17 protein-coding genes are annotated in these 19,660 nt (G+C 68.6%); 11 read left to right on the plus strand and 6 right to left on the minus strand.

Features of this window, described 5'->3' with window-relative positions; genetic code table 11:
• Window positions 1-2: 2 nt before the first annotated feature.
• From BM199_RS18655 to BM199_RS18670, 4 genes are read right to left on the minus strand one after another with little or no spacing between them, the layout of a single operon-like run.
• Window positions 3-1,280 (minus strand): GAF domain-containing sensor histidine kinase, encoded by a 1,278-nt coding sequence (locus tag BM199_RS18655; protein WP_091674547.1) that lies wholly within the window; start codon window positions 1,278-1,280, stop codon window positions 3-5.
• Window positions 1,277-2,959, minus strand: coding sequence for a solute symporter family protein (locus BM199_RS18660; RefSeq protein WP_091674548.1), 1,683 nt, complete (start codon window positions 2,957-2,959; stop codon window positions 1,277-1,279). Before BM199_RS18660 ends, BM199_RS18655 begins: the two co-directional genes overlap by 4 nt.
• On the minus strand, window positions 2,956-3,336 hold the full coding sequence (locus BM199_RS18665; RefSeq protein ID WP_245788449.1) for a hypothetical protein: 381 nt from the start codon (window positions 3,334-3,336) through the stop codon (window positions 2,956-2,958). Before BM199_RS18665 ends, BM199_RS18660 begins: the two co-directional genes overlap by 4 nt.
• 36 nt (window positions 3,337-3,372) lie before the next feature.
• Window positions 3,373-3,792: a hypothetical protein gene (locus BM199_RS18670; protein WP_245788450.1), complete on the minus strand. Its 420-nt coding sequence runs from the start codon at window positions 3,790-3,792 to the stop codon at window positions 3,373-3,375.
• A 249-nt stretch (window positions 3,793-4,041) separates the two neighbouring features.
• Here BM199_RS18670 and BM199_RS18675 point away from each other — a divergent pair, with 249 nt between their 5' ends.
• From BM199_RS18675 to BM199_RS18705, 7 genes are all read left to right on the plus strand, one after another.
• Window positions 4,042-4,353, plus strand: coding sequence for a DUF4212 domain-containing protein (locus tag BM199_RS18675; RefSeq protein ID WP_091674550.1), 312 nt, complete (start codon window positions 4,042-4,044; stop codon window positions 4,351-4,353).
• Complete coding sequence (locus BM199_RS18680; RefSeq protein ID WP_091674551.1) at window positions 4,350-6,050, plus strand: sodium:solute symporter family protein; 1,701 nt, start codon at window positions 4,350-4,352, stop codon at window positions 6,048-6,050. The genes BM199_RS18675 and BM199_RS18680 overlap by 4 nt, the downstream gene beginning before the upstream one ends.
• A gap of 137 nt (window positions 6,051-6,187) precedes the next feature.
• Complete coding sequence (locus tag BM199_RS18685) at window positions 6,188-6,616, plus strand: Fur family transcriptional regulator (RefSeq protein ID WP_091674552.1); 429 nt, start codon at window positions 6,188-6,190, stop codon at window positions 6,614-6,616.
• 23 nt (window positions 6,617-6,639) lie between these two features.
• On the plus strand, window positions 6,640-8,916 hold the full coding sequence (katG, locus tag BM199_RS18690; protein ID WP_091674553.1) for a catalase/peroxidase HPI: 2,277 nt from the start codon (window positions 6,640-6,642) through the stop codon (window positions 8,914-8,916).
• 163 nt (window positions 8,917-9,079) lie between these two features.
• Window positions 9,080-9,676 (plus strand): DUF998 domain-containing protein, encoded by a 597-nt coding sequence (locus tag BM199_RS18695; RefSeq protein WP_091674554.1) that lies wholly within the window; start codon window positions 9,080-9,082, stop codon window positions 9,674-9,676.
• Window positions 9,677-9,737: 61 nt separating this feature from the next.
• Window positions 9,738-10,427, plus strand: coding sequence for a response regulator transcription factor (locus BM199_RS18700; RefSeq protein ID WP_091674691.1), 690 nt, complete (start codon window positions 9,738-9,740; stop codon window positions 10,425-10,427).
• Window positions 10,424-11,866, plus strand: coding sequence for a sensor histidine kinase (locus BM199_RS18705; RefSeq protein WP_091674555.1), 1,443 nt, complete (start codon window positions 10,424-10,426; stop codon window positions 11,864-11,866). Before BM199_RS18700 ends, BM199_RS18705 begins: the two co-directional genes overlap by 4 nt.
• A 9-nt stretch (window positions 11,867-11,875) precedes the next feature.
• Here BM199_RS18705 and BM199_RS18710 read toward each other — a convergent pair whose 3' ends face one another.
• Together BM199_RS18710 and BM199_RS18715 are read right to left on the minus strand one after the other, a co-directional pair.
• Window positions 11,876-13,618, minus strand: a complete 1,743-nt coding sequence (locus tag BM199_RS18710; RefSeq protein WP_143101866.1) for a hypothetical protein — start codon at window positions 13,616-13,618, stop codon at window positions 11,876-11,878.
• Between the two features lie 186 nt (window positions 13,619-13,804).
• Window positions 13,805-14,473 (minus strand): GntR family transcriptional regulator, encoded by a 669-nt coding sequence (locus BM199_RS18715; RefSeq protein ID WP_281245717.1) that lies wholly within the window; start codon window positions 14,471-14,473, stop codon window positions 13,805-13,807.
• 83 nt (window positions 14,474-14,556) lie between these two features.
• On the opposite strand from BM199_RS18715, the gene BM199_RS18720 reads away from it, so the two are divergent.
• The 4 genes from BM199_RS18720 to BM199_RS18735 are packed head-to-tail and all read left to right on the plus strand — an operon-like array spanning window position 14,557 to window position 19,524.
• Entirely contained in the window at window positions 14,557-15,771 is a 1,215-nt protein-coding gene (locus BM199_RS18720; protein WP_091674556.1) for a sarcosine oxidase subunit beta family protein, read from the plus strand.
• Between the two features lie 42 nt (window positions 15,772-15,813).
• Entirely contained in the window at window positions 15,814-16,092 is a 279-nt protein-coding gene (locus BM199_RS18725) for a sarcosine oxidase subunit delta (RefSeq protein WP_091674557.1), read from the plus strand.
• Complete coding sequence (locus tag BM199_RS18730; protein ID WP_091674558.1) at window positions 16,089-18,938, plus strand: 2Fe-2S iron-sulfur cluster-binding protein; 2,850 nt, start codon at window positions 16,089-16,091, stop codon at window positions 18,936-18,938. Before BM199_RS18725 ends, BM199_RS18730 begins: the two co-directional genes overlap by 4 nt.
• Window positions 18,931-19,524, plus strand: a complete 594-nt coding sequence (locus tag BM199_RS18735) for a sarcosine oxidase subunit gamma (RefSeq protein ID WP_091674559.1) — start codon at window positions 18,931-18,933, stop codon at window positions 19,522-19,524. The genes BM199_RS18730 and BM199_RS18735 overlap by 8 nt, the downstream gene beginning before the upstream one ends.
• Window positions 19,525-19,660: the final 136 nt, after the last annotated feature.

The following is a 19,660-nucleotide window of genomic DNA, read 5'->3' on the forward strand; positions in this document are numbered from 1 at the left end:
GATCACCCCAAGGGAATGCGCAGGTCGACAACGGTGCCGTTACCGTAGTCGGACTGGATGTCAAGACGGTAACGCTCGCCGTAGAGGGCCTGCAGCCGCTGCGAGATGTTGCGCAGGCCCACGCCGCCCTCCGCGGCGCCGTCGCCGGATGTCAGCCGCTCCAGCAACTCCGCCGACATGCCGACCCCGTCGTCGGAGACCCGGATCGACGTGGTCCTCGTCAACGGGTCGACCCGGGCCTTGAGCCGTACCGTGCCGCCGTCGACCTTGTCGGCGAGACCGTGTTTCACGGCGTTCTCCACCAGCGGCTGGATCGTCAAGACGGGCACGTGTGCGCTCAGCACCTGCGGATCGACGTCGTAGCGGACACGCAGTCGTTCGCCGTAGCGGGCCTGCTCCAGTGAGAGGTAGGTGCGGACGAAGAAGTACTCCTGCCCGAACTCGACCAGATGCCCGTCCTGCCGGACGGCGTACCGGAAGAAGTCCGACAGCCGCAGCAGCAGGCGACGGGCCTCTTCTGGATCCGTGCGCGCCTTCGAGGCGATCGTATTGAGCGTGTTGAACAGGAAGTGCGGGTTGATCTGGGCGCGCAGGGCGTCGAGCTTGGCGTCCACGGCCAGCTTGCGCTCGTGATCCAGCTCCGCGAGTTCGAGGTGCAGCGACATGATCCCGGCCAGTCCCTCGACGACGTCTCGCGGCGGTGGGATCTCGTCCACCCGGTACACCTTGAGCGTCCCGACCACTCGCTTGCCGATGGCCAGCGGTGCGATCACGGCGCTCTGCAGTGGACAGTCCGGGTCCGGGCAGCCGAGACGACCGCGATTACGCACCACAACCGTCCTCCCCTTGGCGAGCACCCGGACCGAGGCTTCCGTCTGTGGCCGGTCCCCCACCGTGTGGTGGTCGGAGCCGGGGCCCTGAAACGCGAGCACCCGCTCGCGGTCGGTGATGGCAACGGAATCGCCGCCGAGCACGGGATGCAGCAGTCGCACGGCGCGGCGCGCGGCCTCGGCGGTCAGTCCGGACCGTAGCGGCATGGACCTGTCGACCGCGGCGAACGTGCGCCCCTGCCGGCCCGGCGAACGCCGCACCGGCCCGGCCTGCCGCGGACCGCGCAGTGCGGACGGGTAGCCGATGGTGAGCACCAACGTGATCCCGAGGCCGATCAGGACAGTGGCCTCAACCTCCAGCGGCGGATCCGGGAAGACCTGCGTGACCAGGTAGACGAAGCCCCAGGTGAGCACCACCGCGATCGCCAGTGGCCAGCTGCCGTTCCTCATGCTCTCTTCCCGTTGACTCCCGCGATCGTCAGCCTCGCCAGCCGCACCGCCCGCCGGTCGGCCGCGGTCCCGTGCAGCTTGAGCCACAGCCGCTCCACATCGGAGGGTGGAGTGGTGCACAGCGAGACGATCACCGTGGCCAGCGTGGCCAGGGGGGCGGCCACGATCGTGGGCGCGAGCAGCACCTCACCGATACCGCGCTCCCCCACCGAGGGCGCCAGCGCGACCAGCAAGATCGCCGTCAGCGCGCCGACAGCCATGCCGGACACCGCCCCCGGCGCGGTCGTCCGCCGCCACCAGATGGCGAGGAAGAACACCGGCGCCAGCGCCGAACCCGCGAGGGCGAACGCCCAGGTCACCATCGTCGCCACCACCGAGGGGAAGAGGGCGGTCAGCGAGTACGGTCGCAGCAGGAGGGCGAGCCCGGCCGACAAAGCCGCGACCACCACGACGGCGGCACGCCCCGCCCACACCGCCTGGCGCTGGGTGGCGCCGGGGTTGATGTGCCGCTCGTACACGTCGTGTCCCCACGAGGCCGCGGAGGCCAACAGCAGCCCCGCGATCGTGGACAGCACCGCGACGAGCGCCCCGATCGCCACCACCGCCAGCCCCGCGTCGCCGCCGTAGATCCGGCCGAGCACCAGCGGCGCGTGCTCGGGCACACGCAGCACACCGTCGACCGTCAGCTCCGCGAGCCACGGCCGGCCGGACACCGCCTGTGACACGAGCGACCGCGCCGCGGTACCGAGTAGCACGGCGAGGGCGTAGAAGACACCGGCGAAGCCGAGCACCCAGACGGTGGTCATCCGGGCGGCGGTTCCGGTCGGGCTCGTGAAGTAGCGGTTCATCACGTGCGGCAGGCCCGCGGTGCCGAGCACGAGCGTGACGATCAGCGTGATCTGCCCGAGCGGGCCGTACCGCCCGCCCGCATGCCCGAAGTACGCGGGCTCGCCGCTCGCCAACCGGTTCTCCTCCTCTTCGAGCTGCCAGGTCCCGTCCACCTCGACCGGATTGGCAAGCGGCTCCTCCGTGAGCCGCCCGACCGCGTCGGGGTAGCTGAAGCCGGAGCGGAGCACGACGATGGCCAGCCAGATGAACACGGCGAGCAGCAACAGGAACTGCACCGCCTGCGTCCACGTGGTGCCGCGCATCCCGCCCACGACGACCAGTGCCGCGATGGCCACTGTGGACACCACCACGCCGGTGGCGTACGGCGAGAGGCCCGCCACGCCCTCGCCGACCAGCAGTTCCCACGTGAGGCCGCTGCCCACGGCCTGCGGTACGAGATAGGACAGGATGACGAGCTGTACGACGGTGACCGCGACCAGCCGAACGCGCTCGGAACCGAGCCTGCGGCCCAGGAAGTCCGGGATGGAGAATTCGCCGAACCGGCGCAGCGGCGCGGCAACGAACAGCAGCACGGGCACGAAGCCCGCGGCGAAGCCGGTCGCGTACCACACCCCGTCGAGGCCGGACACGTAGACGGCCGCGGCGACACCCAGGAACGAGGCGGCCGAGAAATAGTCACCGCAGATCGCGCAGGCGTTGGTCACCACGCCGACCCGCCTGCCCGCGAGATAGAACTCCAGAGTGGACGCGCCACGCGGACGCAGCACGAGTCCGGCGACCAGCACCGCCACGAGCAGAGCGGCCAGCACCGCGAGGCTGGCGGCGATCAAGGTGCCTCACCGCCGGATTCGGGTGACTCCTGCTCCGGGGCGCCGAGCATGCGGTCCTCGACCGCGTTCGACAGCGTCGCCGCGCCGACCGCGATCAGGAAGAAGAAGACGTAGAGCCCGACCGCCGCCATGACGAAGCTGGGCGTCATGCCTCCGAGCAGGCGTCCCTCCGACCACCAGTCCACGGTCAACGTGAGGATCGGGACCGCGACGACCACCCCGAGGAAAACGACGAAGTGCCCCACCGCGACACGCCGCACCGTGCGGAAGGCCGCGTCGACCTCGGCGGGCATGTCGTACTCGTCCCCGGCATCGGGGACCCATCGAGCCCCGCCGTCGGGGTCGGTCCACGGCGGATCCACACCGGACGCAGCCACATCGGGAACCCTACTGCTCTGGTGTGGCCACGAGAACTACTCAGCGGCGCGAATCCTCAGCGCGGTGCGCACCAGGATGAACGCACCACCGCCCGCGATAACGAGGCCGATGCCGGGCAGCAGGCTGCCCCAACTGTCGGTGCTCGCGCTCAACTGTGCGATCCGGAGCAGCTGCCACGTCACCAGCACCGCGACCGCCATTCCCGGTAAGAGGGCATGCGCGAAGGCGACGCGGCGGTACGGCAACAGCGCACCCGCGACGGCGATGGTGCCCGCGCACAGCGTCCACAGCCCTGGACCGGCGACCCCGGAAAAGTGACCCACCGGGGTCGACACCCACGGCAGGAGCGAACCGACGAGGATCAGCAGTCCGCCGAAGATCATACCGGCGCTGCCCGCGTGCATGATGCGGCGACGACTCGTCGTCGCTCCACCCGTGCTGGTCACCGAGGACATGGCGCGAGTCTAGGTCGGGCGTGAGTCAGGTCACCAAGCCATGCGTGGACGAAAGGTCATCGGCCGGGGACGAGCGGCCGCATCGGGCGCCCGAACGGTCCCGGCCGTCGCCGGGGTACGGCGAGGCGCGGTCGGCGGACCGTTCACGGCCGGGTTCGCGACGCTGGGGGACGAATCGTTGCCCTGTCCGATTCGCCCGCTCGATCCTTTCCGCACCCGTAACGCGGTTTGGACCGAAGGGAGCCAACGGTGACTCAACCAGGAGAAGAGGGTCAGTCGCCACCGCAGGGCGACTGGCGGCGAGAATACTGGCGGCGAAACCTCCGGCTGATGCTCGCGCTGCTGAGTGTCTGGTTCATCGTGCCGTTCTGCGGCGGCATCCTGTTCATCGATCAGCTGAACCAGGTCAACTTCGCCGGGTACCCGCTCGGGTTCTGGATCGCCCAGCAGGGCTCCATCTACACGTTCCTCCTGCTCATCCTCATCTACGCGGTACGCATGGACCGCCTCGACGACAAGTTCGGCGTCAGCGAGCGTGACGGGGAGGGCCGGCGGCAATGAGCAACATCCAGGTATGGACGCTGGTTTTCATCATCCTGTCGTTCGGCGTCTACATCTACATCGCATGGCGGAGCCGGGTCGCGGAGACCAAGGGCTTCTACGTCGCCGGGCAAGGCATTCCGACGGTCGCCAACGGCGCGGCCATCGCCGCCGACTGGATGTCCGCGGCGTCGTTCATCTCGATGGCCGGCCTCATCGCGTTCCTCGGCTCCGACGGCTCGATCTACCTGATGGGCTGGACGGGCGGCTATGTGCTGCTGGCCATGCTGATCGCGCCGTACCTGCGCAAGTGGGGCAAGTACACCGTGCCGGAGTTCGTCGGCGACCGGTACTCGGAGCTCGTGCGCACGGTGGCGGCCGGCGCGGCGATCATCATTTCGTTCACTTATGTGGTGGGCCAGATGAACGGCGGCGGCATCGTGTTCAGCCGCTTCCTCAACATCAACATCACCGGTGGCGTGTTCATCGCGGCGGCGATCATCTTCACCTACGCCGTACTGGGCGGCATGAAGGGCATCACCTGGACACAGGTGGCCCAGTACACGGTGCTGATCGTCGCCTACCTGATCCCGGCGGTCGCCGTGGCACAGACGATCACGGGCATCCCGATCCCGCAGGTGTCCTTCGGGCAGATCCTGAACGAGCTCAACGCGCTGAGCGCCGAGTTCGGACTCGACCGGTACACCGAGGCGTTCACCGCACGGCCGATGATCGACATCTTCCTGGTGACACTGACCCTGATGATCGGTACGGCCGGTCTGCCGCACGTGATCATCCGGTTCTACACCACGAAGACCGTGCGCGGTTCGCGGTACTCGGCGTTCTGGGCGCTGCTGTTCATCGGCCTGCTCTACACCACCGCTCCGGCCGTTGGTGCGTTCACCAAGTTCAACCTCCTGGAGGGCGTGCAGGGCCGGTCGGTGGACCAGCTTCCACAGTGGATCGAGAACTGGCGGGCAACGGGGCTGGTGTCGGTCGATCCGAACGCCACCACCATCGGGTCGGTGAGCAACAGCCCTGACGCCGGTGCCGACCTCACGATCAACAATGACATCCTGGTACTCGCGTCCCCGGAGATCGCGGGGCTACCCGCACCGATCGTCGGGCTGGTCGCGGCGGGCGGCATGGCGGCCGCGATGTCCACGGCGGCCGGGCTGCTGCTGGTCATCTCCTCGTCGGTGTCGCACGACTTCTACTTCCGCCGTTTCCGGAAGAACGCGCAGGACCGCGAGCGGCTGCTCGTCGGCCGGGTCGCGATGGCCGGTGCGGTGGTCGTGGCCGTGATCGCGGGCATCAACCCGCCCGCGTTCGTGGCGCAGGTCGTGGCGTTCGCGTTCGGGCTCGCGGCGTCCAGCTTCTTCCCGGCGATCGTGCTCGGGGTCTTCTGGAAACGGTGCAACGACAAGGGCGCCGCGGCGGGCATGATCGCCGGGCTCACGGTGACGATCGCGTACATGGTCCACACCCTGGAGGTGTTCGGGACCTCGGCGAACGACACGATCCTCGACATCAGCCCTGAGGCGATCGGCGCGATCGGCGCGGCGATCAACTTCATCGTCGCGATAATCGTGTCGAAGCTGACGTCCCCGCCGCCGAAACACCTCGAGGAGATGGTGGAGAACCTCCGCTATCCGGCGGAGCGGCGCGCGGAGCCGGTCTCCGGGGGCACGGACGAGTCCACACCTTCGAAGGAGTAGAACCATCTTGGTGGTGACGGCACCTTCCTCACATTCCTCGTGAGAAGGTGCCGTCACTGCGATGACAAAGGGGCTGCGGCCGCATTGCGCCGGAAGCAATCTTGACTCAATCCAGACAAGAGCATTAGGCTGACCGCGTGACCACCGACTTCGAGACGCAACTTCGGGCGGTCTCGTTGCGCGTGACCCGGCCCCGGCTGGCAGTACTCGCCGCGCTGCGCGACCATCCGCACGTCGACACCGAGACGGTGATCGCGCTGGTGCGGGCCGAGGTTCCGACGGTGTCCCACCAAGCGGTATACGACGTGCTGCGGGCGCTCACCGATGCCGGCCTGGTGCGGCGCATCCAGCCCGCAGGCACGCTCGCTCGCTACGAGTCCCGGGTGGGAGACAACCACCACCATGTCGTGTGCCGCTCCTGCGGTGCGATCGCGGACGTCGACTGCGTCGTCGGCCACGCACCCTGTCTCACCGCCTCGAACGACCACGGTTTCGTGATCGACGAAGCGGAGGTCGTCTTTTGGGGCACCTGCCCCGACTGTGCGGCCGCACCCACCCCTCGATGATCCACCAGTTCGGAAGGAAGTAGATGAGCGACACCCCGGACAACGTCCCATCCAGCGCGCAGGGCGTGGACCAGAAGGCGGCCGCAGGCTGCCCCGTGGCCCATGACTCGGTGACCGCGCACGGCAGCGAGAGTGAGAACCCGGCGATCGACTCGCCGACGCCGAAGACGGGTGGCCGTCCGCGCACGAACCGGGACTGGTGGCCCAACCAGCTCGATCTCTCGGTGCTGCACGCCCACTCCTCGAAGGTCAACCCACTGGGCGAGAACTTCAGCTACGCCGAGGAGTTCGCCAAGCTCGACGTCGAGGCACTCAAGCGTGACATCGTCGAGGTGCTCACCACCTCACAGGACTGGTGGCCGGCCGACTTCGGCCACTACGGCGGTCTGATGATCCGGATGAGCTGGCACGCCGCGGGCACCTACCGCATCCACGACGGGCGCGGCGGAGCCGGCGACGGCGCCCAGCGTTTCGCCCCGCTCAACAGCTGGCCCGACAACGCCAACCTCGACAAGGCGCGTCGGCTGCTGTGGCCGGTCAAGGAGAAGTACGGCCAGAAGATCTCGTGGGCCGACCTGATCGTGCTCGCCGGCAACGTCGCCCTGGAATCGATGGGCTTCAAGACCTTCGGCTTCGGTTTCGGCCGCGAGGACACCTGGGAGCCCGAGCAGATCTTCTGGGGACCGGAGGACGACTGGCTCGGCGACGAGCGCTACGTCACCGACTCGGAGATGGTGCCCGACCTGGGCGCGACCGAGATGGGCCTCATCTACGTCAACCCCGAGGGACCCCGCGGCAACGCGGACTTCCTCGCGGCGGCCCAATTCATCCGGGAGACCTTCGCCCGGATGGCGATGAACGACGAGGAGACCGTTGCCCTCATCGCCGGTGGCCACACCTTCGGCAAGACCCACGGCGCGGGCAACGCCGACGACCACGTGGGCGCCGAGCCCGAGGCCGCCCCGCTTGAGGCACAGGGCCTCGGCTGGCTGAGCACCCACGGCAGCGGCAAGGGTGCCGACACGATCACCAGCGGTCTCGAGGTGACCTGGACCGACCGGCCGATCGAGTGGAGCAACCGCTTCTTCGAGATTCTCTTCGGCTACGAGTGGGAACTCACCACGAGCCCGGGCGGTGGCAAGCAGTACGTCGCCAAGGACGCTCCGGAGATCATCCCGGACCCGTACGACCCGAACAAGAAGCACAAGCCGACCATGCTCACCACCGACTTGTCGCTGCGCTTCGACCCGACGTACGAAAAGATCTCCCGCCGCTTCCTGGAGAATCCCGACGAGTTCGCGCTGGCGTTCGCCAAGGCCTGGTACAAGCTGCTGCACCGCGACATGGGCCCGGTCGACCGCATTCTCGGACCGTGGGTCCCCGAGCCACAGCTGTGGCAGGACCCGGTGCCGGCCGTCGACCACGAACTCGTGGGCGATGCCGACATCGCGGCCCTCAAGGCGAAGGTGCTCGAATCCGGTCTCTCGACCGCCCAGCTGGTCACCACCGCCTGGGCTTCCGCGGCGAGTTTCCGATCCACCGACAAGCGCGGCGGCGCCAACGGCGCCCGGATTCGCCTAGAGCCGCAGCGCAACTGGGAGGTCAACCAGCCCGAGCAGCTCGCCGGAATCCTGGAGACGCTCGAGGGCATCCAGCGCGAGTTCAACGACGCCGGCGGCGCGAAGATCTCGCTCGCCGACCTGATCGTGCTGGCCGGCTCGGCCGCACTCGAGAAGGCTGCGCGGGACGCGGGCTTCGAGGTGACCGTGCCGTTCCACCCTGGCCGCACCGACGCCAGCCAGGAGCAGACCGACGTCGAGTCGTTCCAGGTTCTCGAGCCGCGCGCCGACGGGTTCCGCAACTACCTGCGTCCCGGGGAGAAGCTCCAGCCGGAGCTGCTGCTCGTCGACCGGGCCTACATGCTCAACCTGACGGCGCCTGAGATGACCGTCCTCGTCGGCGGTCTGCGTGCTCTCGGGGCCAATGTCGGAGGCAGCCAGCACGGTGTCCTCACCGAGCGGCCCGGCGTGCTCACCAACGACTTCTTCACCAACCTGCTCTCGCCGGGTACCCGGTGGAAGGCAGCGCAGTCCGAGGAGAACGTGTACGAGATCCGCGACTCGGCCACCGACGAGCTGAAGTGGACCGCCACCGCGGTCGACCTCATCTTCGGCTCGAACTCGCAGCTGCGGGCCCTCGCGGAGGTCTACGCCAGCCAGGACGCCCACGAGAAGCTCGTGAACGACTTCGTCGCGGCCTGGACCAAGGTCATGGAACTGGACCGGTTCGACCTCGCCTGACCCGACTGCACCGACGAGCCCGGCCGATCCACCCGCGATCGGCCGGGCTCGTCGCGTTGCGGGCCCGAGAGCATGACCAACGGCACTGTCGCGTTGGGCGGGCCTGTGTTGCGCTGACACCGACCAGATGAACCACAGATTCTGTTGGGCATGAAAGGAAGCCGTGGCTTATTGGATCGGGGCAGGTGGGTCGGCGCTCTTCGTGCTGGTGTTCCTGATCGACGGATGGCGGCGGCCCGGCTATTCACCGGTGCGACACCCGGTCAGCGCACTGGCGCTGGGAACCCGGGGATGGATCCAGACTTCCAACTTCCTGTGTTGCGGTGCCGCGATCACTCTCGGTGCCCTCGGGATAGTCACTTCGGGTCGGGATCTGCTGCTGGGCATCGCGCTGGGCGTCTTTGGGCTCGGCCTGGTGGTCTCTGGCGTCTTTCCGATGGACCCGATGCGTGGTTATCCACCAGGTTCCCCGGATGGGGACCCGGCAGATTTCAGCACTCGGCACAGATTGCACGATTACGCCGGAGCGGTCGTGTTCCTGGCTCTTCCCGCTGCGGCCGCCGTCGCGGCGTTCGTGCTGCCGGGAATGATCTGGACGGCTGTCTCAGCCATCGCCGCGGCCGGTCTCCTGTTCGGCTTCAGCGCATTCGGCACAGCGTGGGAGGACAACTCCCCGAAGGCAGGACTGGTCCAAAGAGCGGTCATCATCCCGGGTTGGCTCTGGGTCACCGCCGTTTTCCTGCACCTGGCGTCTCACTAGACGCCACGTCATCCCATGGTGCGGAGCCAGCTGCCGCAGGGCTGCACTACGGTCCATGGTCATGTCAAGGGTGTTGCTGGTGGAGGACGACGAGGCGCTCGCGGAAGCGGTCGGCCTCGCACTGGGCGGACTCGGCCACGAGGTGACGGTGGCCGGTTCGGGTGAACTCGCGTTGCGCTCGTTGCTCGACGAGCGTGCCGAGGCCGATGTCGTGCTGCTCGACGTGATGCTGCCCGGGATCGACGGATTCGAGGTGTGCCGCCGGATCCGGGCGGAATCCAGAGTTCCGGTGATCCTGCTGACCGCCAGGGGGGACCCGATCGACGTGGTCGTCGGACTGGAGTGTGGAGCCGATGACTACGTCGTCAAGCCCGCCGAGCCGAGGGTGCTCGACGCCAGGATGAAGGCGATCCTGCGCAGAGTGGCGGCTCCGGCGGCACCCACGGACCCGTTGCTCCAGGTGGGTGAGCTGTGCATCGACCGCACGGCCATGGTCGCGACGCGCGGCAGCGCGGAGCTCGACCTGACGGCCACCGAGCTCCGCCTTTTGCTGGAGTTCGCCGAACACCCCGGACAGGTCCTCAGCCGTCAGGTGCTGCTCAAACGCGTGTGGGACTACGGATACGTCGGTGACTCACGGATCGTGGACGCCGCAGTCGCGCGGCTACGCGCGAAGATCGAGGAGGATCCGGGTAATCCCACCGTGTTGCGGACGGTGCGCGGCATCGGCTACCGGCTGACCAAACAATGAGGCCTCGGCTGCCGCACCTCGGACTCCGCACACGGATCGTGATCGCGGTCGTGCTCGTCACCACCGTGGCGACCACCGGAATGGCGTTCACGGCATACCAGTTGCAGGCCGAACAGACCACCAAACGCTTCACCGCGGCGGCACAGGCGGGCTTCAACTCCGACTTGCAGGCGGTCTTGACGCGCGTACACAACAACACGTGGAGCAACCGCACCGAAGCCGCCGCCGACTACATGAGGGGCCGGGAAGGCGTCAGCTGGGGCTTGTTCGACTTCTACGTGGACGGCCGGCAGGAAGCCGTCGACGGTTACTACCCACCGGAGTCCTTGGCCGCGGGCAGTGACTCCTTTCGCTGGCCTGCCGACCTGATCAATCAGGCCAGGGAGGGCGAATCCGCGAGCAAGCTGGTGGAGTCAGCTGACGACCCGGCGTTTCTGCTCGCCGAGGAGGTCATGCCCGGATTCGTGCTCGCCCAGCGCTACAGCATGCGCTCGCTGTGGGTCGAACTGAGCAGTCTGCAACGCATCCTCGTCCTGGTCGCCGTCGTCGCGACCGTACTCGGGATCGTCGCCGCGTTGATCGCCGCGCGCCGCATTCAACGGCCGGTTCGCGCGGTCGCCGCGGCAGCACGTGACCTGGGCGGCGGCGCCCTGGACATCCGGCTGCCCGTCCGGGGCCGCGACGAACTGGCCGATCTCACCGGTTCCTTCAACGCCATGGCACAACGCCTCGGTGAGTCCATCGAGCAGCTCAAGGCCAAGGACCGGCAGCAGCGGCGGTTCGTCGCGGACGTGGCGCATGACCTGCGTACGCCCATCGGCACGATGGTCGCCGCGGCGGACAGTCTCGAGCACCAGGACCCGGCGTCGCGGGCGCGGTCCGCACAGTTGCTCGGCGACCAGGCCAGAAGGGTGGCCCGTCTCGTCGAGGATCTCCTGGAGATCTCCCGCTTCGACGCCGGGGTCGCGGAGCTGCGCCCGGAACCGGTGGACCTGCGCGCACTCCTGACCGACGTGATCGAACTGATCGCCGCCGACGCCGAGATCCGGATATCGACCTACGGCGACGGCATCGTGATCGGCGATCCGCGACGGCTGCACACCCTGGTGGGCAACCTGATCGCCAACACACTGCGGCACGGCGCGGAGCCGGTGACCGTGACGATCGACGGCCGGGACCCCGAGACCGTCACCATCGAGGTCGCCGATCACGGGCCGGGCGTACCCGAGGACCTCGTGCCGATCGTGTTCGACCGATTCGTGCGCGGAGATCAGGCTCGTGGTCCGACGGGGGGCAGCGGGCTCGGGTTGTCCATCGCACAGGAAAACGCCGCGGCGCACGGCGGCCGGATCGAGGTCGGGAACCGCGAAGGGGCGGTCTTCACCGTGGTTCTGCCCCGCACCGCCCGGACGAGCCAGGAGGACGCGGGGCAGATCTGACGTGCGGGATCAGGTCTGGCCTACGGTGGTCTGCCCGGGCCGCAGGTTCTCACCGCAGTGGCGACGCGGCCATTCCCCCGCTCCGTCGGCTCGATCGACGGGGACCATTGTGGACTGCGCGAAGGAACGCAGAGCAGCCAGCGTCGCCGGATCGGACACCGCGTCCTTACGTACCCAGTCGCCGTTGCGAGGTCCAGGATGGGGGTAGAGGTAGATGGCGTGGTAGTCGCGGTCCATTCGCGGATCGGCGGGAAGGCCGTTGCCCGCACTCCACGGACCTCGGGAGTGGATGAAGGTCGGCTTGACCTCGTCGAAGACGTAGTCCCGCATGCCCGCCCGGTCCCCACTGTTGATGAAGTCAGCGATCCTGGGCTCCACCAGACCTGCCATGTCGACCAGCCGCAGGCGGCTGGTCAGGGCGGAACCACCCAGGTCCGGCAGCAGCAGCGACGCGTCGGCCGTGCCGACGATGTCGGCGTAGCTGTTGAAAACCCGGCCGAGCCGATCGGCGACGTAGCACATCGAGATGTTGGGCTGGTCCCGGAACTGTTGCGCGGACGCGGAGAAGGACACTGCGGAGGCCGACAGCGCGACCACGAGTCCGAACACCAGCGTGGCACGGCGCCCGCGGTGCAGCCGCCCGATGAGTTCGGCGGCGGCGAGCGCTGCGACCAGTGCGGCGAGCGCCCACACCGGGGTGGCGAACCGGTGCTGGGCCATCCAGTCGGGCTTGAGTACCGCGTAGGCCACAAGGGCGAGTCCCAGAGGCACGAGCAGGGCGATCAACGCTCGCCCCCACCACACCGGCCTGGCCAGGACCACGGCGATGATCGCCACCAGCAGCAGTACCGCGGGTGCGCCCGCGTAGTTGATCAGCTCTCCCGGCCTGGTGAGGTCCTCCAGTTCGGGCATACCCTGGCTTTTCGCCACGGAGGGGTTCGACACAAGGCGCCCGAATGTCAGATACCGCCAGCACAGGAAAGTACCGACGGGGAGTCCGAACGCGACAGTGGAAAGCGCGGCATGTCGCGCGACCGCGGCCGGCCCCGACGACCGCCACTGGACGAGGGCGATCAGCGGATAGGCGCCCGCGTAGATGAGGCCGTCGGGCCGGGTGAGTGCCGCGAGCGCGGCGAGCCCGCCCGCCAGCAACGCGGCCCGCCGGGTGAGCAACCGGTCGTTCAGGATCCCCAGGAACAGCAGCACGGCCAACCACACCACGGTGAGCGCGAACAAGGAGTTCTCCAGTCCGGAGAAGCACCAGATAACGAACGACGGGTTTGCGGCCAGCGCGGCGCCCGCCGCCGCGGTCACCAGCCACGGACGGCGAGCGACCCGGCGGGCGGCCAGGTGGAACGCGGTGAGGACCCCCGCACAACACGCCAGGGCCAGCAGTTTCGGAAACAGCACGTAGTCCGGGATGCCCGCGACAGCACCGTGGTCGAACCATCCCAGCAGACGGCCGACAGCCAGCAGGACCATCCACGTCGGATTGGAGAACCCCTCCACCGTTTCGGCGCCCGGCTGCACCACGGGGCCAAGGCCTTCCGCCGCACTGCGCGCGTAGGCGAAGGTGATGGCGGCGTCGTCGATCAACCAGTTGCCGTACCGGGTGGCGTGCCAGCCGATCGCCGCCGTACCCCCGGCGACGGAGAGCACGGACAGCAACCTTCCCGACGGTCCGGCCGAACGGGTTCGCGCCCGCGTCGGGACGGACCGGACTTCGGGTGCCACCACAGTTCGCAACGACATGACGTACCGCTCCCCCAGAGGAATCGTGATCGACTTCGCTGGGATTCACGCTAGGAACGGTGTGTGCCGGGACTGTGACGAGCGATCTCCGGTTCGCTACGGATCGGAACGATCTGTGTCGGTTCCTCGACGGGGTGTGGAGCTGGGGGCAGTGATGCTCCGCGGATTTCGCGCGTAGTCCAGCCGTTACGAGCGGAGCGCGGCGAACACAGCGCTTTCGAAGTGCGCGACGTGCTCCGCGGCGGCACTCGCGGCCTTGTCGCCGTCACCGCCGATGATCGCCTGAAGGAGTGCCTCATGGTCGGCCAGGTGCGTCGCCATGCCGCCCAGTCGGGGCAGGAACAGGTACCAGATACGCAACGCCAGATTGTAGTAGTGGTTGAGGCTCGACTCGAGGTAGCGATTGCCGGTCGCGTGGTAGATGGCGCGGTGAATCTCGGTATCCAGCCGCATCATGGTTTCGTCGTCGCGCTGTTGCCCGATCCGCTCGCCGAGCGCCCCCAGCATTTCGCGTTGCCGCCGGGTCGCGCGATCGGCGGCGCTGCGCGCGCCCTGCGCCTCGAGCTGCCTGCGCACCTCGGCGATGAGGCCGTGGTCGGTGATGTTGATATCGGCGGCGAAGGTTCCCCTGCGGGGGTAGATCGCCACGAGGTCCTCGGACTCCAGCCGCTTGATCGCCTCCCGCATCGGCGTCCTGCCCACACCGATGGTCTTGCTCAGCCGGTCCTCGTGGATGGGCGAGCCGGGGGTGATCCGCAGCGTCACGATCATGTCCCGTAGCGCCACGTAGGCGCGTTCGGAGAGCGGTACCCGATCCGCGTCCTCATCCGGCGCACCCTTGACCTTGGAATCCACGGAGAATACCGTAGCCCAACATCTGATATATCAGTTGTCGACGGTAGCCCCCCGCTCTATATCGGCAGGAACGGAGCGAAGGAATGAGCACCATCCCCGATCATCCCGAATGGCTGTGGCGCGCTCCCGAGCCACGCCGTTCCTACGACGTGGTCATCGTCGGTGCGGGCGGGCACGGCCTGGCCACCGCCTACTACCTCGCCAAGAACCATGGCATCACCAACGTCGCGGTGCTCGAGCGCGGCTGGCTGGCGGGCGGCAACATGGCCCGGAACACCACCATCATCCGGTCCAACTACCTCTGGGACGAGAGTGCGGGCATCTACGAGCACTCGCTGAAACTGTGGGAGGGACTGGAGGACGACCTCGGCTACCCGATCCTGTTCAGCCAGCGCGGGGTACTCAACCTCGCGCACACGCCGCAAGAGGTACGCGACAGCGTCCGCAGGGTCAACGCCAACCGGCTGAGCGGCGTGGACGCGGAGTTCCTCGACGCGCGGCAGGTGCGCGAGGTCTGCCCGATCGTCAACACCGAACCCGACCTGCGCTACCCGGTACTCGGTGCGACCTATCAACCGAGGGCGGGTATCGCCAAGCACGACTACGTGGCCTGGGGGTTCGCCAGAGCCGCGGACGAACTCGGCGTGGATCTGATCCAGAACTGCGAGGCCACCGGATTCGACGTGCACGGCGGCGCCGTCACCGGGGTACGCACCAGCCGCGGCACGATCGCGGCAGGCAAGGTCGCGTTGTGCGCGGCAGGGCACACCTCCGTGCTGGCCGAGCGACTGGGCCTGCCGTTGCCGATCCAGAGCCATCCGTTGCAGGCGCTGGTGTCCGAACTGCTGGAACCCGTGCACCCCACCGTGGTGATGTCGAATGCCCTGCACGTCTACGTCAGCCAGGCGCACAAGGGCGAACTCGTGCTGGGCGCGGGCATCGACGCCCACAACGGCTACGGCCAGCGGGGCTCGTTCCACATCATCCAGGACCAGCTGGCCGCGGCCGTCGAGCTGTTCCCGATCTTCGCCAGAGCACATGTGCTGCGTACCTGGGGCGGCATCGTCGACGTCACTCCGGACGCCTCCCCGATCGTCGGGCTGACCCCCCTGCGCGACCTCTACCTCAACTGCGGGTGGGGCACCGGCGGGTTCAAAGCCACCCCCGGCGCCGGCTGGTGCTTCGCGGACACCATCGCCAACGACCGACCTCATCCGCTGACCGCCCCGTTCTCCCTCGACCGCTTCGTCTCCGGCGCGCTGATCGACGAGCACGGCGCGGCCGCCGTCGCGCACTGAACGACCCCGCAGGCGGGTGCGGCAAACGAAAGGAGTTACGCCATGATGCTGATCCCCTGCCCGTGGTGCGGGCCCAGGAACGAGAACGAATACCGCTACGGTGGCCAGGCGCACGTCGCGTATCCGGCCGACCCGCACGCCCTGAGCGACGAGCAGTGGGCCCGCTACCTGTTCTTCCGCGAGAACCCCAAGGGGATCTTCGCCGAGCGCTGGTGCCACACGGCCGGCTGCCGCCGCTGGTTCAACGTCCTGCGCGACACCGTCACCAACACCATCCACGCGGCCTACCGGATCGACGAAGCGAAGCCGGTGGGGTCATGAACGAGCAGCTGTTCCGGTCCTCCGAGCACGGCCTGATCGACCGCACCAGGCCGGTGTCCTTCCGCTTCGACGACCAGGAGTTCACCGGCTACCACGGCGACACGCTGGCCTCGGCGTTGCTGGCCAACGGCGTGCGCACGGTGTCCGGCAGCATCACCTACCGGCGCCCGCGCGGCATCATGTCCGCCGGTGCCGAGGAGGCCAACGCGCTGGTGCAGATCGAGCACCCGTTCCCCGAGCCGATGCTGACCGCCACCACCGTCGAACTGTCCGACGGACTGGTCGCCCGCGGTTTGGCCGGTCACGGGAGACTCGCCGGCACTCCGGATCCCGCCCGCTACGACCGCCGTTACGCGCACTGCGAGATCCTGGTGGTCGGCGCCGGGCCTGCCGGGCTGACCGCGGCGCTGACCGCGGCCAGGACCGGCGCCAGAGTCATCGTCCTCGACGATCAGCCGCACCAGGGTGGCAGCCTGCTCGGCACGGCGGAATACCTCGACGGCCGACCCGCGACCGCATGGATCGATGCGGCCGTCGCGGAACTGCGCGCCAGGCCCACGGTCACACTGCTGACCCGCACCAGCGCCTTCGGCTACTACGACGACAACTACGTGCTGGCCCTCCAGCGCCGGTCCGAAGAGGCCAGCCCCGACGTCGCGCGGCAGCGTGTCTGGCACATCCGCGCCCGCCACGTCGTACTCGCCACCGGGGCACACGAGCAGCCCATCGTCTTCACCGACAACGACCGGCCCGGCATCATGCTGGCTACCGCCGCCCGTACCTACCTCAACCGCTACGGCGTGCTGGGCGGCAGGCGAGTCGTCGTGTTCACCACCAACGACAGCGCGTACGCCGCGGCGATCGACCTGACCGCGGCCGGGGTCGAGGTGGCCGCCGTCGTGGACGGTCGTGCCACGATCCCCCACTACTGGGCCGCCCGCTGCGCGGCGTGGCACATCGACGTGCTGCCCGGACACGCCGTACACGGCACCGCCGGGGACCGGCACCTGTCCTCGGTGACGATCGGCCCCCTCGTCGGCGGCTCGCCCTGGAGCATCGACTGCGATCTGCTGCTGGTCTCCGGCGGCTGGAATCCCGCGGTGCAACTGTTCAGCCAGGCGGGCGGAACGCTGCGGCACGACGACACCGTGGGCGCCTTCGTCCCGGACGCCGCGCGGCAGCGGGTGTCGGTCGCGGGCGCCGTACGAGGCGAGTTCACCCTGCACGGATGTCTCGCCGACGGCGTGCGCGCCGTCGATCACGCCATCGCCGCCGCAGGCCTGAACGCGGTGGAGCCGATCATGGTGCCGGAAACGACCGATCGGCACGTCCGGTCGCAACGTCCCGAGCGCCTGTGGACGGTGCCCGCGCACGACGACAACGCCCGGTCGCGCCAGTTCGTCGACCTGGCCCGCGACTCCACCGTGGCCGACGTGCTGCGAGCCATCGGCGCCGGCCTGCACTCGGTGGAGCACATCAAGCGCTACACCACCATCGGTACCGCCCACGACCAGGGCCGCACGTCCGGCACCACGTCGTCCGGGGTGATCGCCGAGGCCATCGGCAGCAGTCTGGCGGAACTGGGCGTGACCACGTTCCGGCCACCGTACGTCCCGGTCGCCTTCGCCGCGTTGGCCGGACGCGACCGTGGCGAACTACTTGACCCCGCACGGACCACCTCCCTGCACCCCTGGCACCTGGACCGTGGTGCGGTGTTCGAGACCGTCGGCCAGTGGCTGCGGCCGAGGTACTACCCGCTGCCTGGTGAGTCGATGGACCAGGCGGTGGCCCGCGAGTGCCAATCGGCGCGCGCCGGCGCCGGATTCATGGACGCGTCAACCCTCGGCAAGATCGACGTGCACGGGCCGGACTCGGGCGAGTTCCTGGACCGCCTGTACACGAACATGATGAGCAGCCTGAAGGTCGGCCGGATCCGGTACGGACTGATGTGCAAGGCCGACGGCATGCTGTTCGACGACGGCACGGTGAGCCGGATCGGCGAGGACCGGTTCCTGGTCACCACCACCACCGGCAACGCAGCGGCCGTGCTGGACTGGATGGAGGAATGGCTGCAGACCGAGTGGCCGGACCTGCGCGTGCACTGCACCTCGGTGACCGATCAGTTCGCCACGATCGCGCTGGTCGGGCCGAAGTCGCGAGCCATCCTCGGCGCACTCGCTCCCGGCCTGGACGTGAGCAACGACGAATTCGGGTTCATGTCGTGGCGGGACTCCCCCGTCGCCGGGACGCGGGCGCGGATCTGCCGGATCAGCTTTTCCGGTGAGCTGGCCTACGAGATCAACGTGCTGCCCTGGAAGGCGCTCGCGGTCTGGGAGGCCATCGAGCGCGAAGGCGGACCGTACGGGATCACCCCGTACGGAACCGAGACGATGCATGTGCTGCGCGCGGAGAAGGGCTACCCGATAGTCGGCCAGGACACCGACGGCACCGTGACCCCGTACGACCTCGGCATGAGCTGGGCGGTGTCGAAGAAGAAGGCGACCTTTGTCGGGAAGCGGTCGCTCACCCGGGCCGACACGGCGCGCGCCGACCGCAAGCAGTTCGTCGGCCTGCTGCCCGCGGACCCCGGTCTCCGGCTCGAGGAGGGCGCGCAACTGGTCGCCGCCGCGGAACTGCCGCCTCCGCCGGTACCGATGCTCGGCCATGTCACCTCCAGTTACACCAGCGACGCGCTGGGCCGCACGTTCGCCCTCGCGCTGGTGGCCGGGGGACGCGACCGCATCGGGGACACGATCTACGCGGCCACCGCGGGATCGGCGACGGTACCGGTGACCGTCACGGGCAACGTTCTGTTCGACCCGGAAGGAGCCCGCCGTGATGGTTGATCACTTCGCCAGTCCCCTCGCACACCTCGCAGGACGGCTCGAGGCGGCCGGAAACGATCAGGTGGCGGTCGAGGAGATTCCGTTCCTGACTCAGCTCAACGTGCGCGCGACGCCGGATGGCGCGGCATTCACCGCCATCCGTGCCGCCCTCGGCGTCGCATTGCCCCGGACACCGAACACCGTCACCCGCACCGAGGACCTGCTGGCGATGTGGCTCGGCCCGGACGAGTGGCTGGTCCTCGGCCCTGCCACGCAACAGGACCACCTGGAGAAGCTTGTCCGGCACGCCGTCGGCGAGGAGTTCGGCACGGTCACCGACGTGTCCGCGCAACGCACCGTCCTGCGCGTGAGCGGGCCAATGGCCACCGACCTACTGGCAGGCGGCTGCGCGCTCGACCTCGACGCCGGAGTCTTCACCGACGGCCACTGCGCCCAGACGTTGCTGGCAAAGGCCCCGGTACTGCTCGCCCGCGAAGAGCGCGCAGTGCTGGTCGCGGTGCGATCGTCCTTCGCCGACTACCTGGCGCGCTGGCTGCTGGATGCCATGAACGGGAGCCACTCCGGTAGTTCGGTGCACTCGACGTAGTGCGGGGTGCAACGAGCACGGTGGACACTCGATATCGCCCAGCCGGCCACCGGCGGTTCTCCGGATGTCGAGAACGCGGTTCTGGCTTCGTCCCAGGGACGTCAGCGGCTACGAAGCGCCGCGGACGGAAGTGGAA

Origin of the sequence: Amycolatopsis marina, from assembly GCF_900111885.1 — a bacterium.
Lineage (GTDB): Bacteria > Actinomycetota > Actinomycetes > Mycobacteriales > Pseudonocardiaceae > Amycolatopsis > Amycolatopsis marina.

What these genes read in the sequence shown, in the direction of transcription:
- BM199_RS18710 (WP_143101866.1), bottom strand. Translation starts at nt 13,618, where the DNA reads ATGTCGTTGCGAACTGTGGTGGCACCCGAAGTCCGGTCCGTCCCGACG.
- BM199_RS18705 (WP_091674555.1), top strand. Translation starts at nt 10,424, where the DNA reads ATGAGGCCTCGGCTGCCGCACCTCGGACTCCGCACACGGATCGTGATC.
- BM199_RS18700 (WP_091674691.1), top strand. Translation starts at nt 9,738, where the DNA reads ATGTCAAGGGTGTTGCTGGTGGAGGACGACGAGGCGCTCGCGGAAGCG.
- BM199_RS18720 (WP_091674556.1), top strand. Translation starts at nt 14,557, where the DNA reads ATGAGCACCATCCCCGATCATCCCGAATGGCTGTGGCGCGCTCCCGAG.
- BM199_RS18735 (WP_091674559.1), top strand. Translation starts at nt 18,931, where the DNA reads ATGGTTGATCACTTCGCCAGTCCCCTCGCACACCTCGCAGGACGGCTC.
- BM199_RS18655 (WP_091674547.1), bottom strand. Translation starts at nt 1,280, where the DNA reads ATGAGGAACGGCAGCTGGCCACTGGCGATCGCGGTGGTGCTCACCTGG.
- BM199_RS18670 (WP_245788450.1), bottom strand. Translation starts at nt 3,792, where the DNA reads ATGTCCTCGGTGACCAGCACGGGTGGAGCGACGACGAGTCGTCGCCGC.
- BM199_RS18680 (WP_091674551.1), top strand. Translation starts at nt 4,350, where the DNA reads ATGAGCAACATCCAGGTATGGACGCTGGTTTTCATCATCCTGTCGTTC.
- BM199_RS18730 (WP_091674558.1), top strand. Translation starts at nt 16,089, where the DNA reads ATGAACGAGCAGCTGTTCCGGTCCTCCGAGCACGGCCTGATCGACCGC.
- BM199_RS18725 (WP_091674557.1), top strand. Translation starts at nt 15,814, where the DNA reads ATGATGCTGATCCCCTGCCCGTGGTGCGGGCCCAGGAACGAGAACGAA.
- katG (WP_091674553.1), top strand. Translation starts at nt 6,640, where the DNA reads ATGAGCGACACCCCGGACAACGTCCCATCCAGCGCGCAGGGCGTGGAC.